General features: G+C 43.0%; 15 protein-coding genes and 1 riboswitch. Of the genes, 10 read left to right on the top strand and 5 right to left on the bottom strand.

Features of this window, described 5'->3' with window-relative positions:
* Positions 1–643: 643 nt before the first annotated feature.
* Entirely contained in the window at positions 644–2,389 is a 1,746-nt protein-coding gene (locus NSQ99_RS06575; RefSeq protein WP_340835832.1) for a sensor histidine kinase, read from the bottom strand.
* Complete coding sequence (locus NSQ99_RS06580; RefSeq protein ID WP_340835833.1) at positions 2,379–3,113, bottom strand: response regulator transcription factor; 735 nt, start codon at positions 3,111–3,113, stop codon at positions 2,379–2,381. Before NSQ99_RS06580 ends, NSQ99_RS06575 begins: the two co-directional genes overlap by 11 nt.
* Before the next feature lie 186 nt (positions 3,114–3,299).
* Here NSQ99_RS06580 and NSQ99_RS06585 point away from each other — a divergent pair, with 186 nt between their 5' ends.
* The 4 genes from NSQ99_RS06585 (at position 3,300) to NSQ99_RS06600 (ending at position 6,117) form a co-directional block, all read left to right on the top strand.
* Positions 3,300–4,271 carry a M23 family metallopeptidase gene (locus NSQ99_RS06585; protein ID WP_251671173.1) on the top strand — a complete coding sequence of 324 codons (972 nt, stop codon included), beginning with the start codon at positions 3,300–3,302 and terminating at the stop codon, positions 4,269–4,271.
* A gap of 302 nt (positions 4,272–4,573) precedes the next feature.
* Positions 4,574–5,185 (top strand): hypothetical protein, encoded by a 612-nt coding sequence (locus tag NSQ99_RS06590; RefSeq protein ID WP_251671175.1) that lies wholly within the window; start codon positions 4,574–4,576, stop codon positions 5,183–5,185.
* Positions 5,186–5,252: 67 nt separating this feature from the next.
* Entirely contained in the window at positions 5,253–5,894 is a 642-nt protein-coding gene (locus tag NSQ99_RS06595) for a hypothetical protein (protein ID WP_251671177.1), read from the top strand.
* A gap of 16 nt (positions 5,895–5,910) precedes the next feature.
* Positions 5,911–6,117, top strand: coding sequence for a hypothetical protein (locus NSQ99_RS06600; protein WP_340835834.1), 207 nt, complete (start codon positions 5,911–5,913; stop codon positions 6,115–6,117).
* A 42-nt stretch (positions 6,118–6,159) separates the two neighbouring features.
* On the opposite strand, the gene NSQ99_RS06605 is transcribed toward NSQ99_RS06600, so the two are convergent.
* Genes NSQ99_RS06605 through mntA form a run of 3 tightly spaced genes read right to left on the bottom strand, consistent with a single transcriptional unit; the run spans position 6,160 to position 7,528 of the window.
* Positions 6,160–6,663: a DinB family protein gene (locus NSQ99_RS06605; protein ID WP_340835836.1), complete on the bottom strand. Its 504-nt coding sequence runs from the start codon at positions 6,661–6,663 to the stop codon at positions 6,160–6,162.
* 57 nt (positions 6,664–6,720) lie between these two features.
* Entirely contained in the window at positions 6,721–7,125 is a 405-nt protein-coding gene (hepT, locus tag NSQ99_RS06610) for a type VII toxin-antitoxin system HepT family RNase toxin (RefSeq protein ID WP_340835837.1), read from the bottom strand.
* On the bottom strand, positions 7,118–7,528 hold the full coding sequence (mntA, locus tag NSQ99_RS06615; protein WP_340835838.1) for a type VII toxin-antitoxin system MntA family adenylyltransferase antitoxin: 411 nt from the start codon (positions 7,526–7,528) through the stop codon (positions 7,118–7,120). Before mntA ends, hepT begins: the two co-directional genes overlap by 8 nt.
* A 510-nt stretch (positions 7,529–8,038) precedes the next feature.
* Between mntA and NSQ99_RS06620 the strand changes: the two genes are divergently transcribed.
* The 6 genes from NSQ99_RS06620 (at position 8,039) to NSQ99_RS06645 (ending at position 14,263) form a co-directional block, all read left to right on the top strand.
* Entirely contained in the window at positions 8,039–9,250 is a 1,212-nt protein-coding gene (locus NSQ99_RS06620) for an acyl-CoA dehydrogenase family protein (protein ID WP_340835839.1), read from the top strand.
* A 128-nt stretch (positions 9,251–9,378) separates the two neighbouring features.
* Positions 9,379–9,488, top strand: a riboswitch (TPP riboswitch).
* A gap of 82 nt (positions 9,489–9,570) precedes the next feature.
* Positions 9,571–10,242, top strand: coding sequence for a thiaminase II (gene tenA, locus NSQ99_RS06625; RefSeq protein ID WP_251671185.1), 672 nt, complete (start codon positions 9,571–9,573; stop codon positions 10,240–10,242).
* The gene (locus tag NSQ99_RS06630; RefSeq protein ID WP_251671187.1) at positions 10,230–11,048 is read left to right on the top strand and encodes an ABC transporter ATP-binding protein; all 819 of its coding nucleotides are present in this window, start codon (positions 10,230–10,232) and stop codon (positions 11,046–11,048) included. Before tenA ends, NSQ99_RS06630 begins: the two co-directional genes overlap by 13 nt.
* 160 nt (positions 11,049–11,208) lie before the next feature.
* The gene (locus NSQ99_RS06635) at positions 11,209–12,081 is read left to right on the top strand and encodes an ABC transporter permease (protein ID WP_340835842.1); all 873 of its coding nucleotides are present in this window, start codon (positions 11,209–11,211) and stop codon (positions 12,079–12,081) included.
* Positions 12,082–12,222: 141 nt separating this feature from the next.
* Positions 12,223–13,233 carry an ABC transporter substrate-binding protein gene (locus NSQ99_RS06640; protein ID WP_251671190.1) on the top strand — a complete coding sequence of 337 codons (1,011 nt, stop codon included), beginning with the start codon at positions 12,223–12,225 and terminating at the stop codon, positions 13,231–13,233.
* Between the two features lie 22 nt (positions 13,234–13,255).
* A complete protein-coding gene (locus tag NSQ99_RS06645) occupies positions 13,256–14,263 on the top strand; it encodes a ThiF family adenylyltransferase (protein WP_340835843.1) in 1,008 nt (335 codons plus the stop codon).
* The last annotated feature ends 13 nt before the right edge of the window (positions 14,264–14,276 follow it).

Consider the following 14,276-nt stretch of genomic DNA (forward strand, 5'->3'; position numbering starts at 1 on the left):
TTTTTGTGCAAATGAATGCAATTCCAATCAAGGTTTGCTATTACTGTACATGGTAATGCTAAAATGCACAAGGAACGATAGTAAGAGAAAAAGAGAGAATAGTAGAGTAAAACAAAGTTAATAATATAATTTATAGATAAATTGAAATTGCGCAATCGTTTTAACAAAAATGTCTGCGTGATGATCGTATAATCGATAAAAAGTATACGTTTTCCTAAGCGAAATTGAGGTTTAACTAAGAAAAAAGGTGGGTTAAACCTATTGCTAACACAAATTTTATCTAAGGGTGTACAATCGTTTGCACAGTGATGATGCGAATGATCGCTGATCAATGATTATCGAGAATTACGCTCCAAGTCTCTGAGTGTGAATCGAGTGTGAATATAATGAAAGCCTATGAAAGCAGGCAATTACTGTTCATTCCTGCTTTCATAGGCTAGATCAAGCTGGGGTAATGCGACGACCCGTTCATATGAGGTCAATTAGCAAGCTGATGCGATCCGTTCACAACATAAGGCCGACTAAGCAGCAAGCTGTTGCGATCCGTTCATATGAGGTCAATTAAGTAAGCTAGTGCGACCCATTCATATGAGGTCAATTAAGTAAGCTGGTGTGACCCGTTCACATATAGCTATCGTGTGCTTTAATTGTGAGACGTCAGATTGGACTGGAGGGCTTCATGCCAAATTAGTCTAAACGTTGTTCCTTTATTCAACTCTGACGTTATCTCAATTCGACCTCCCATTGCTTGAACAAGCTCTCTTGTTACTGCCATGCCAAGTCCGCTTCCCACTGCGGACTGCTCTGTATTCGTTCCACGATAGTAGCGCTCGAATAATTCCTTTACCGTTTGCTCATCCATACCTTTACCATTGTCGCTCAAGGTTAATTGCCACCCATCATCTGGAAGTGACTCAAGTATAATGTGAATCGCTGTATCGGGTGGGTTATGCAGCAGACTATTGGCGATTAAATTATCAATAATACGCTCAAACCAAGGAGGATGCACCTTGCCGATCACATCGTTTGGTGGAAACTCATAGCTAATGGAACGATTAGCGTAGAGCGGATGTGCTGCGGCCTTAGCTGCTGCTTCTCGTAATAAGCTGCCGATCGAATGAGGCTCAAGCTGTACAGGAAGCTCTCCGCTGCGCAGACGATACGTTAGAGCTAGATCCTCCATAAGCTGATCCATGTATTGACTCTTTTCTAATATGGTAGAAGCGAAGGAGCGAACCTCTTCCTCCGACCAGCTGTATTTGGTAGTAGCGAGCATATGTGCATATCCTTGAATGGAGGAAAGCGGAGTTTTCATATCATGCATGACTCCTGCAATCCATTCCTCTCTATAGGTTTGGGTCTCGATCTCAGCCTGCTTACTCGCTTCTAATACGGAAGCTAAGCTGTGAATAGAGTCCATAACCTCTTTAAACAAATGTTTCTTTCGTTTTTTAATGGGGCGAGTATTAAGCTCAAGCTTTCCTGCAGCAACCTGCTCGATGGAATCAACAATATCAAATACTGGACGGACAAATTGATTCGCGTATCCTACGGCAAGAAGAATGAAAACGATAAGGCTCCCTGCAAAAAACATCGCTAAGCTAAGGATGATGACCTGCAGCTCAGTTCGCACATTCGGAAAAATCGAAGCCTGATGCAACCGTTCAGTAGCAGGAAACTGTAAAATCCAAGTCAGGCCAGTAGCTTCATCGTAATCCGAATAGAACATCATACTATATTGATCATAATAGACAGTACGTAAGGCTAGCTCGGATAAACTGTACACATTCGGCGCTTGAGCTGGTTTATTCCAAGCAGCAATTTCTGAACCAGTTGAATCAATAATCTGAATCCATCCTTGCATCTCCTCTAGCTCTGCTTCAGCACTATCCGATAAGTGAATGGTACCGTTGTTTATCGTTGAGGCTTCAATATAGGGTCTTAGCGAGAGTGGATGTTCAGCTGATTTACCATATAAAATAATGAACTGACGATCGCCTTTAATATGAATCCACAGACCAATCATATAGGGGAAGGGCTTAGTTCCTTCCCAAAAGTCTATTAATTGTCCAGGATTATAATGCTGAGGTATATCATCGGGGGTATAAAAGGATTGCAAAACATTGCCCTGCTCATCCAGGCTTTGCAACCACCCGCCATCTTCCTTAAGCAGCTTTAAGAGCTCAGAATTGATAATCTTACCGTGCTCATCAATTTCGGCTTCATCGATTAGCTTACTAATGCCGTAAGGAGAAAAATTACGCTTCATATCAATATAATTAAGCTCCTTGAACATCCAGTCCAAGATCAATACTGCGAGTACAATGAGTAATATGCCGGCAAATGATATCTGTAGCGCAAAGCGTATCGTTAAACGTCTACGTAGCATATTGACCTCCAGCATTGTTTGCTGTCACTAGCTTGTAGCCAATACCACGTACATTTACGATATATTGAGGATTCGAGGGATCAAGCTCGACTCGCTCGCGAATACGATGAATATGCACCATAACGGTGTTATCATCATTCAGCATAGATTCCCCCCAAACACGTTCATAAAGCTCGCTTTTACTAAATACGCGATTAGGATGCTTACATAAGAATACGAGCAGCTGAAACACAAGTGCTGGACAGTGTACCTGCTTGCCCTCTACGAAGAGTGCCGCCTTTGCTTCATCTACTTGAAACCGACCAAAATTATAAATGGTATCTGCATGATCTACTACTGCTGTCGTTGTCGTTCGTGACACTTTACGCAGCTGTGCACGCACCCGTGCTACAACCTCCAAAGGATTGAATGGCTTTTTAATATAGTCGTCTCCACCAACAGCAAAGCCCGATAGCACATCGAAATCTGAGGATCTCGCTGTTAAAAACAATATCGGTGCATCGGTCGTCCTGCGAATGAAAGGACAGATTTCCAGTCCACTCGCACCAGGCATCATAATATCAAGCAGTACAAGATCATAGCGTTTTCGCTCGCACAACGCTAAAGCATCTTCACCGCTGCTAGCTGTATCAATAGAAGAAAAGCCTTCCTTTCTTAACACCGTAGCGACCATCTCGACAATTGCACGCTCATCATCAACGATTAGTATATTTGCATCGTTCAACCGTCTCACCTCGATCTATGTATTACCATTATTCTATCATGGTAGCTATATCGACTGAATCTTAACTTTACCTTAACGATTGAACACTTTAGTTCAGATAATTTAGCTAAACGTAAAGCTGCGTTTTATAGCTGTTAAGTTTGAAGCGATATACTAGAACTAACGTAATAGAGAGGAGAGGTAGAGATGAGACCAATTGGAATTCAAGTGCTTGTAGTCATTATGCTAGCAACAATATTAATGGGGTGCGGCAATCGACTAGACCAAGGAGGGAATGTAGGGATGAACGAACAGCCTACAGCAATGATTAAAGGTGAGCAAATTGCTGACTATATGAAGGATGGAAAATACGAGGAGCTGCATCAACAGTTTGGTAAAGAGATGAAGGAAGCTGTTTCGTTAAAGGATTTTAAGGAAATAGCAGCGCCATTTGTTCAGGGAGAAACGTTCGAGATCACTTCTAATTTTACAACGAATGGGTACCAATTCATTACATGGAGAAATATGAAGGAAGAACGTAAAGGGATTCATGTGATATTGGATGAACAGCAATATATTGCAGGCCTTCAGGTAAGGGAGCTAGACACTTATCCGGAGACCGATCAGCTTTACTCAGAAAATACCTTTCAACTACCATTTGAGGGTGATTGGTTTGTGTTCTGGGGAGGCGATGATCTGTTCCTAAATTACCACTATGAATACGAAGAGGTTCGCTATGCGTACGACTTTGTGCAAGTGAAGGGAGATTCTAGCTTTGAGGGTGACCCATTGCTTAATGAAAGCTACTATGCTTTTGATCAGCCTGTAGTAGCCCCTGCCGCAGGTAAGGTCATCGCGGTAATAGATGGGATAGAGGATAACGTCCCAGGCGAAATGAATCCAGAACAGCCTGAAGGTAATATGGTCGTCATCGAGCATGCACACGGCGAAAAAAGTATGCTGGCGCATTTTAAGAAGGATTCAATCGTCGTTAACGTTGGCGATACAGTAGAAGCGGGACAATTACTAGGCACCTGCGGCAACTCGGGTAATTCCTCTGAAGCGCATATTCATTTCCAGGTAACGAAGCAGCAGGCTGATGGAAGTGAGCTTGTCATCCCTGTCTCATTTGAAGGAGGCAAGCAGTGGGTACGTGGTGAGATTGCATCTCAGCCTTAGACTGGATAGATGATACATGTTCGTTCGAAAGACATCAAATATTAGTGATTATTCGTAAGCCTCGCAAAGCTCTTGTGAAAAACAAGCCTTGCGAGGTTTTTTTGCTAGACTAATAAATTCGTTATGACAAATACTGTAGCTGATAGGAATAAGCTTAATGCTAAAATACAACGTTCAGTAGCGATTTTGATGCTGTTATGCGTGATCTAAGAAAATGCTAATCTCGTAAGCTATGTTAGATCTTAGCTAGTTGAATCAATAAGTGAATGGAGAATCAAATGAAGTGAAGGAGGAATATATGAATGAGAAAGATAAGGGTTAGAGCAGTATTAAGTCTAGCGATCATAATGATAGGTGTTATCGCCTTGCCGCAGCTTGTTATGGCGTACTTTTCAAATGCTGCAGCATTTTTCAAAACGTATCCATCTGCGGCGACTGTATCGAGCATGAAGTATTGGACAGATTCTAGTGTATCTACCCATGGCTTTACCGCCTATTTTTCGAATGCTCGCAGCAAATGGGATGCTGCCCCTAATGCTCAGATTGGATGGAGCGCAACGACATCGTATGATGATGCTTTTGTTCGATTTTATGGTGTTAATGATATACCGCTTGATTATGCCGGTATAGCGAAGCCCTACAACAGTAATGGAAGCTATTTGGCCGATCCCGATATCGGTTCTGGCGCAATATGGCATAAGGTGCACATCATTCTTAACAAAGGCTATATGGATGCTAACGGATACACCTCAAATATGATTCAAAAAACTGCTCTGCATGAAGTAGGTCATGCACTCGGTTTGCGACATCAGCCGGATAATGAAGGTCCGCTTGATACCGTTATGATTCAAGGGAAGCAAACCTTTACTGACATTAGAAGCATCGATAAAAGCAATGTGGCTTGGAAATATTGATATAACAAATGGAAATGTGAATACGTCTTTGTAAATAGTATCAACGGAAAGCGGTGGTGGTTGGCTAATGAGTATATCTAAATTGTCAATAATAGGGGTTACAGCTTTGATAGGGGTGATGTTATTTACACACCTTGACCATACAGATCGTAATCGGATAAATGCGCAGCAGGCTAGTGAAAAGACGGAAAAAGCTATTAGCATCGTAAGTGCAGGCGATGCAGATATGATCATTTATTCTACACTTGAAGAAGTAGAGGAGTCTGCTGAACTTATCGTAGAGGTCGAATTAGTTGGTAAACGAGCAAGAAAGAATATATTTCTAAATAGTATGGTAATCGAATCGTACGGCTTGGCTAAAGTAAAGGTTAATCAAGTATATAAGGGCGATGTGCAGGTGGGAGATGAGCTCACGATAGCAGAACCGGGATATTTCGACGTTAGTGGAAAGTATGTCTCCTTTGAAGGGTATAAGGCTATGGATAAGGAAGGCAGGTACATTTTATTTTTACGCACAGGGTCTAACAATGAACAAATCGTAATCGGCCTTTATCAAGGTAAATTCGATCTCACACTTCCTCAGCTAGAGCAAGAAATGACTAATGCAAGAATAAGCGTCGCGGAATTTGATGAAAGAGATTATGTCGGTGACAGCGTATGGCAATTTAATAAGCTAAAGCAGCAAGTGCTGGAGAAGTACGGGGATTGAGTCAGGAGCACAAATAATGAAAAGAATTTTTATGTTTGTTGTAATCGTGGTAGCATTTCTCATTTCAGGAAAAGAAATTGCTGATCAGCGGATTATTAGTGAGTGGGTTAATGAGGTAAAAGACATTGTCATTTATCCAGATGAAAATCAAGAACCGCGAGATGGATTTATATTTTCTATTTCTTTATTTGAAGAAAATTCAATAGTGAAAGAAGCCCGGTAGCAACTGGGCTTCCTTTTCTATATTTTCTAACAACCAGCTTGTTTAAAGTGGTGGATTCTCGACCCCTAGGTGAATCCAGTCTTCTTTTGGAGGTCCATAAACTCCGAAAGGCTTTAAGCCTGCTTGACGCATTAGAATGGTAACTTGTCCACGATGGTGAACGATGTGCTTAATAAGTCCCATTAAAATTTGAGCATTTGTTTCCTTCCGACCAAATGCCATTTGCACAACCTTCAAGGATTCGTCGGTCCATTGCTCCTCAATTGCTTTAATTGCAGAAGCACTTATCCTGTTAAAGGCTTTAGCAATTTCTTTAGCCGAATTTGGAACATGATCTTTACTGTCTACCTCATCTACGCTTAGCCCAAAGTGAGCTAAATACTCTGGTATGTTTGTTGTGAAATGCCATGCAATTCTTCCCAAAGTACGGCCTTCTGGGTAAACCTTTTGGTTCAATGAATCATCAGTTAAACCGTCCAAAACCTTCTGAGTTAGCGTTGCCTCCCAATTCCACTCTCTAATAAAATCTGATATTGCTGCGTACATCTATCCTACCTCCGAAACCAATGAACTTTATATATTCAAGATAAGTGCATTTATTGTTTAATCTAACTGTAAAACCACTTTAGTAAAACGGCTAAAATCACTTATATGCTTCTCAATAATTGCTTCTAAAATATTGAGCTGCAGAGCTTGATAATCATGGACTGCGATATTTCTAAACCCTACCATATTCATTAACGACTTCGCTAAATGCTCATCAATAATATTAGCTTCTTGCAATAATTTAAAAGCTTCACGACTTGCCTTTGGAACACCTAGCTTACGTTCACTAACTATATGCATAGCTATATCAATGCTTGCCTCACAAGCACGTTGAATATTCAAGATCATGCTGTCCTGTTTAGTGAAGTCAGTTAGGTTTGAGGGATTCCCTTCGTACACTTCATATATGCGTTTCACACAGCGTTCAATTGTTGTCGTTTTATTTAAAATGACGTCATTCATCGCCAAATACACTTCCTCTATTTTTAATTGCATCTATAATTGGTGCACGTTGCTCACTAAATGTTGCGTACATGCTATAAGCTCGCATCCTCTGACGTGTAAACTCATTGCTGTCTTGTATATAAATCGGCATCCCTTGCTCAAAAATTTGCATATTAAATACCGTATCTATTTGATTAATATCTACTAAATCAACTTCATAACCTGAAATCATTGCAAGCTCTGAAGCAAGTGAAAAACGATCGTAGGATGATAGCTGCTTAGCGCTAAAAAAAGCGAGATCGATATCACTTTCGGCATGATTAGTTCCTTTTGCAAACGAACCAAATAGCATAATGAAGGCTGGATTGATTTCTTGTACTATTCTGTCGATCAGCTTCTTTTTAACTTCTTCTGCAAGCATGCTATCACCGTCCTTTAATCTATTATACAGCTTACACCAAAAAACGGCACTTATACTCGTAACCTAGATGGTCATAAAGAGAGGAGTATACCTTTACTTATTATCGCCACTTGAGTCCTCATTCCGACTTCTCTCGTAGGATATATACTCTAACACAATGCCTATAAAGAATAGAGAATAATCACTCCATGTATTACATCAGATACTATTTCATTTCGATTGTAAACACGTAATTATATACACCGATGGCAATCCAAAGAAACACGAAAACTCCAATACACCAAAATAATAACTTTTTACTATTCATCTTAAGCCTCCACTCTAATAAACTCATACCTATTATACTTACATTTTACAAATAATACCACTTTATGATGAGATTAGCGGCAATAGAGGGTGAGCGCAGCGGCGAACGAGGCGTTACCAAATTTGTTAAGCTCAAGTATCCATTTGCGCCCGAACGTAAAGTATAATATACATACAAATAACGGAATAAATGAGGTCGTAACGATGAATCGATTAGACGAAATGTTTGTGATGAGCAGCGAGCAGAAGGAACGGTTAACAGCTATTGGCAAGCTTGCAGATTCCTTCGCCAGCGAGGCACATCGAGTGGATGCCGAGCATGATTTTGCGTTTGAACATATTGAGGCGCTTCGCAAGCTGAATTACTTTTCCTATACGGTTCCTCGCGAATTTGGAGGAGAAGGGGTCACGCTTTATGAGTTTGTTATGCTGCAGGAGCGCTTAGCTCAGGGTGATGCAGCGATAGCACTAGGCGTAGGTTGGCATCTAAGTGTAATGTTCGAGCTGAATCTCAATAAGCCGTGGTCTGAAGCTGCACTTGCAGCACTTAACGAGCAGGTTGTTAAGCAGCAGATCCTTGTCAACCGAGCAGCAACAGAGAAGGCATCTGGAAGTCCAACTCGCGGAGGAAAGCCACAAACAACGGCTCTACAATGCACGGATGGCTCTTATGTGCTTAATGGTCGTAAAACGTTTACGACCCTGTCACCAGTACTCGATTATTTTCTCGTCACTGCAGGCTTGGATGAGGATACCGTTGAGTTTATGATTCCTCGAACTGCCGATGGCTTACGGATTGAACAAACATGGAATATGCTCGGAATGCGCGGAACGGCGAGTCATGATCTAGTTATGGAGGAAGTACTCCTACCGGCCTCTGCCCTTATGCAGGTTTTTCCGGTTTTTCCGAAAAAGAAAGCCCAGCTGGCCGCTCCACATCTGTTGCATATTCCAGCTTGTTATCTCGGCATTGCACTAGCTGCAAGGAAAGAAGCGATTAAGTTCGCATATAGCTACCAGCCGAACTCACTCTCAACCTCAATTATCCATGTTCCTCATATCGTGCAGCAGCTTGGTCAAATTGAGCTAGAGCTGCAAACAGCGAGACATTTTATGTATAGCGTAGCAGCGAGATGGGATCAGAAGGTGCTTCCACCTGAGCAGCTTAGTATCGAGCTCAATGCGGTTAAAGTGACTGCCATACAAACCGCGCTTTCGGTTGTTGATAAGGCGATGCGGATAGTAGGAGCACATAGCTTAGCGCTTGATCACCCATTGCAACGCATGTATCGTGATGTGCGTTTTGGCTTACATAATCCCCCTATGGAGGATGCAGTGCTGTCGATGCTAGGAAGATTAGCGATAAAGGATATAGAACTAGAGCTAGAACACAAACAGGAGCATGAGCAGGATTAGTGAGAGTATAACAGTATAGTTAGCGCTCCTAGCTCGTCAAGAAGTGCCGATTGCTAGAGTCAATAGACATAAATTTTTTTTAAGCTGTTGCCAATATCTAACACATCATTTATAGTATTGTTAACTTCATATTGATACACGGGTGCTGGATAAAGTCCGGCTGAGATAGAAACCGTATGTTTCTGACCGTTAATCTGATCCAGGTAATGCTGGCGTAGAGAATTTTATCGAATTGTAACCATTCGTGTACTTTAAAGTTCTCGAATGGTTTTTTTTGTGCTTAAATACGCCAATATTTCCAATTAAAGGAGGAAAAGTAGATGACAAGATTTAGTGAAAGACTGTATGCTGCAGCAGGTGGAATTTGGGAGCAAAGCCACCGCCACCCATTTCTCACCGAGCTTAGCAATGGAACGCTTGACCCACAGCGCTTTATTTACTACATGAAGCAGGATTATGTGTATCTAATCGAATATTCGAAGATGTTTGCTTATGGCAGCATAAAAGCTCAAGATCTAGCAACCATCGGCAAAATGTCTGAGCTGTTACACTCGACTTTGCATGTAGAGATGGAGCTGCATCGTCAGTACGCAGAGCGATTTGGCATTAGTCGTGAAGAGCTAGAGTTAACGACTCCATCCCCAACACTAATTGCCTATACGAAATATATGCTCGAGGCTGCAGCACAAGGAACGCTAGCGGACGTAGTTGCTGCGCTTTTGCCATGTATGTGGAGCTACCGAGAGGCTGGATGCAGATTTGCTGAAATTCCTGAAGCTCTTGAGCATCCCCTTTATCGGGAATGGGTACTAATGTATAGCTCTAAGGAGTTTGGAGAGTTGACTGATTGGACAATCGCTCTGATGAATGAGCTGGCTGAGGGCTTACCAGAACGAGAGCTTGCACGATTAGAGCGTCACTTTGTAACCGCCTCAAAGTTTGAATATTTGTTCTGGGATATGGCTTATCGCCAGGAGGAATGGCCGGTTTGAACAAAGCTAAGCAGACGATAGAACAATACGCCCTTGTCGTTGAGGGACTCGTATACGGTTTTACTGAGGATAAGCTGCTGTTTGACGGACTAGATTTAGCTATTCCGACTGGAGAGTTTGTAGCACTGCTTGCACCGAGTGGAATCGGTAAGACGACATTGTTTCGATTACTTACAGGTCAGCTGCAGCCAATAGCTGGTGTACTTCATATTGGAGCTGAAGAGGCTGAAAAGACTGAGAAAGCAATTGGTCGTAGCATGCGAATAGGCTATATGCCGCAGCGTGACAGCTTAATGCCGTGGCGTACTGTGCTCGATAATGCAGTGCTTGGCCTGGAGTTGTCAGGAGTAAGCAAGCATAAAGCAAGGCAACAAGCTTTAGAGCTGCTACCGCAGTTTGGTTTAGCTGGCACAGAGAACAGCTATCCGCATGAGCTGTCGGGTGGGATGCGACAGCGAGTATCCTTTTTGCGATCGATGCTTGGTGGAAGCTCGATGCTGCTGCTAGATGAGCCGTTTAGTGCTTTGGACGCGATGGTACGAATTCAGATGCAGGAATGGTTGCTTCAAGTATGGGAGCAGCATCGCAAAACGATATTATTCATTACACATGATATTGATGAGGCTATCTTGCTTGCTGATCGAGTGCTCGTAGCAGCAAGCTCACCAGTAAGCATGCTGCATGAGATTGTGATAGATTTACCGCGTCCTCGCTCCTACGATATCGTGCTCGATCGTGAGTTTATAGCACTAAAGCGGCGAGCGATGGAGCTGCTTGGAAGAGGTAGCCTGCCGCGTGAAAGCTGAATATGGAGCTACTTAGCATGAGGCTGTATATGAGGCTAGGTATGAAGTTGAATATGAAGGGTTACGACATGATTACAGGCTGGAGTTTCACTGAACATAACGGACTGATCGATATGAGAATCTACGTTCAGCATTAGGAAAGGAAAGGGTGACACACCTAATGAACAGTTCAGCAAAGGCAGCCTTAAAGGTAGGGAGAGACGATACACAAGATGTCTCCAGTGAGATAAATGCACGTAAGGCAACAGATAAACAAACACATAAGCCAGTACATAAGCAGATCCGGCACAAATTATTAGCTAATTTTCCTTTGCTAGCTTTTATCCTACTTCTAGCAATCGTATGGGAGGGCTTGACGCGACTGCTTCCAATTCCGCATTACATTATTCCACGTCTGTCTGCGGTATTACAATCTTTAGTTGAACACGCGCCGGTGCTCGCTAAGCATTTTGTCATAACGCTGAACGAGTCGATAATCGGCTTAATGATCTCTGTTCTCTTAGGATCATTATGTGCTCTATTGATTGATAGTATAAAAATCGCACAACGAACGCTCTATCCGGTCATTATCGCATCGCAGACGATTCCTATCATTGCATTGTCACCAATTATGGTGATGTGGTTTGGCTACGAGCTGTGGAGTAAGGTAGCGGTTGTCGTGTTGTTTACATTTTTCCCGATTACAGTAAATACGATCGCTGGATTGCGTGCTGCTGATCCAGACATTGGCGAATTGATGCGCTCGATGGGAGCAAGTAAAGGTGATTTGTTTTGGAAATGGAAGCTACCTTCCGCCGTGCCTCATTTTTTCACAGGCTTGAAGATGGCAGCCACAATTAGCGTAGGCGGTGCGACATTAGGAGAATGGCTTGGAAGCGAGGCTGGCTTGGGTATGTATACGAAGCGTGCCTCGAATTTGCTGCAAGGCGAAGCTGTATTTACAGGCGTGCTGCTGCTGTCAGCTATGGGTATTATGTTATTTCTTACCGTACAGCTTATTGAGCGAATCGTTAAAGGTGAGCGCAGATACTAAAGTTTAAAGATATAAAGCTTACATAAAAAAAGCTTACACTAAAAAGCTGTTAGAGAGATAAAGAACACTTACTAATGAGTAGATAACGAGCAAGTAAATGATTAGTAAATAGATTTAGAGATAGGAGATTAGGAGATAGATATGAGAAATGTAACGAGAAGCTTCAAAAGGGCATGGATTGCTACTGTTCTTATTGTAACGATGATGACACTAAGCGCGTGTGCTGCACCAAAAGCAACAGAGAAGGAGCAGCAATTGGACGAATTAACGGTGCTGCTTGATTGGTATCCGAACGCTGTGCACTCCTTTTTATTCGCAGCAGAATCACAAGGCTATTTTGAAGAAGCGGGTCTACATGTAAAGCTGCAAACACCTGCTGATACGAATGACGCAATTAAGCTTGTTGCAGCGGGAAAGGCTGACTTAGCGATTAGCTACCAGATGCAGGTGGCGATTTCACGTGGCGAGGATATTCCAATTGTCTCTGTCGCAGCACTTGTTAGGCATCCACTCAATCAGCTGTTTATTCTGGATGATAAGAAGGTTGAGCGTCCAATGGATCTAGCTGAGTTGAAAATCGGTTATCCGTCCATCCCGTTATATGAATCGTTCGTTAAAACGATGTTTGCCCATGACGGCGGTGATCCGTCGCAGCTTACCTTTGTCGATATTGGCTGGGACTTAATTCCAGCGATGACGACAGGCCGGGTCGATGCAATTATCGGCGGCTACGTAAATCATGAAAAGCTGCTGCTGGAGAAAGAAGATGTGAAGCTGAAAACATTTATCCCTTCAGAATATGGGGTTCCAGATTATTATGAGCTGGTGCTTACAGCAAGCGAAAAGGGCATAGAGCAAAAAGGCGATGTCTTCAAGCGCTTTATAGAGGCGGCCACTCGAGGATTTGAGTATACGATGGAGCATCCATCTGAAGCTTTGCAATACTTGCTTGATAAGCAAAGTGATAACTTTCCATTAGATGCTGAGATTGAACAGCAAAGCTTGGCCATCTTGCTGCCGTTGATGGATGCTGGCACGGAAGCGTTTGGCAAGCAGTCCGAACAGTCTTGGCAGCATGCGATTGACTGGCTAGTCGAGCAAGGGCAATTGAAGAAAGACATTGAGGCAAAGGATGCGTTTCGTAACCTGTAATGACAGATGAAGGAGGCCGAGCATGAAGAGATATTCGCGGCAAATGCTTTTCCAGCCCATTGGAGAAGCAGGGCAGAAGAAGCTGCAGCAAAGTTCAGTTTGTATTATCGGTATGGGCGCACTAGGTACAGTATTAGCTAGTCATATGGTTCGAGCTGGTGTTGGCTTAGTACGGATGGTAGACCGAGATTATGTGGAGCTCAGTAATCTGCAACGTCAAATGCTGTTCGACGAGGATGATGTAAGAGATAGTCTGCCGAAGGTAATCGCAGCTGAGAACAAGCTTCGTAAGGTGAATTCCTCTGTTCAGCTTGAGGCGATTGTTGCGGATGTATCCCTGAATAATATCGATGCACTGCTGCAAGGAGTAGATCTAGTGCTCGATGCAACGGATAATTTTGCTACTCGCTACTTGCTTAATGATGCATGCTGGCAAAGGAATATTCCGTTTGTGTACGGTGGCGCGGTAAGCTCTCGCGGGATGAGCGGCATATTTATTCCCGGCCAAACGCCCTGCTTACGCTGCTTTATTCAGTCAGCAGACAGCACGGGGCAGACCTGCGATACGGTCGGCGTAATTGCGCCAGTCGTGGATATCGTCGCTTCCTATCAAGCAGTAGAAGCATTAAAGTTTCTTGTCGGTGCAGAGAAGCAGCATAGAGAAAGCTTGGTTACTTTTGATATATGGCATAACCAGTATTTCGAGCTGAAATACAATGCGCCACGACCAGACTGCCCTTGCTGTGGAACGAAGCAGTACCCTGCACTACAAGAGGAGCAGCAGCTGGTCGTTACACTATGCGGCAGAGAGACGGTACAGTTTGTTAGTCGCGAAGAGCTGAATCTTAAGCAATGGAAGGAACGTCTTGAGGGGATAGCTACAGCGATAAGATTCAATCCTTATTTACTCAAGGTAGAACTTCCAGAAGGAGAGCGTCTCGTTATATTCGCTGACGGGCGTGTGCTCGTACAGGGTACGGAGGATCTCGTTCGAGCGAAGACGATCTATGCTAGATATATCGGTATGTAATCACTTGGAGGTG

It is taken from the genome of Paenibacillus sp. FSL W7-1287, from assembly GCF_038004245.1.
GTDB lineage: Bacteria > Bacillota > Bacilli > Paenibacillales > Paenibacillaceae > Pristimantibacillus > Pristimantibacillus camelliae.

Coding starts and splice junctions, on each gene's coding strand:
- NSQ99_RS06575 (WP_340835832.1), bottom strand. CDS start 2,389: ATGCTACGTAGACGTTTAACGATACGCTTTGCGCTACAGATATCATTT.
- NSQ99_RS06585 (WP_251671173.1), top strand. CDS start 3,300: ATGAGACCAATTGGAATTCAAGTGCTTGTAGTCATTATGCTAGCAACA.
- NSQ99_RS06590 (WP_251671175.1), top strand. CDS start 4,574: ATGAGAAAGATAAGGGTTAGAGCAGTATTAAGTCTAGCGATCATAATG.
- NSQ99_RS06595 (WP_251671177.1), top strand. CDS start 5,253: ATGAGTATATCTAAATTGTCAATAATAGGGGTTACAGCTTTGATAGGG.
- NSQ99_RS06600 (WP_340835834.1), top strand. CDS start 5,911: ATGAAAAGAATTTTTATGTTTGTTGTAATCGTGGTAGCATTTCTCATT.
- NSQ99_RS06605 (WP_340835836.1), bottom strand. CDS start 6,663: ATGTACGCAGCAATATCAGATTTTATTAGAGAGTGGAATTGGGAGGCA.
- hepT (WP_340835837.1), bottom strand. CDS start 7,125: ATGAATGACGTCATTTTAAATAAAACGACAACAATTGAACGCTGTGTG.
- mntA (WP_340835838.1), bottom strand. CDS start 7,528: ATGCTTGCAGAAGAAGTTAAAAAGAAGCTGATCGACAGAATAGTACAA.
- NSQ99_RS06620 (WP_340835839.1), top strand. CDS start 8,039: ATGAATCGATTAGACGAAATGTTTGTGATGAGCAGCGAGCAGAAGGAA.
- tenA (WP_251671185.1), top strand. CDS start 9,571: ATGACAAGATTTAGTGAAAGACTGTATGCTGCAGCAGGTGGAATTTGG.
- NSQ99_RS06630 (WP_251671187.1), top strand. CDS start 10,230: ATGGCCGGTTTGAACAAAGCTAAGCAGACGATAGAACAATACGCCCTT.
- NSQ99_RS06635 (WP_340835842.1), top strand. CDS start 11,209: ATGAACAGTTCAGCAAAGGCAGCCTTAAAGGTAGGGAGAGACGATACA.
- NSQ99_RS06640 (WP_251671190.1), top strand. CDS start 12,223: ATGAGAAATGTAACGAGAAGCTTCAAAAGGGCATGGATTGCTACTGTT.
- NSQ99_RS06645 (WP_340835843.1), top strand. CDS start 13,256: ATGAAGAGATATTCGCGGCAAATGCTTTTCCAGCCCATTGGAGAAGCA.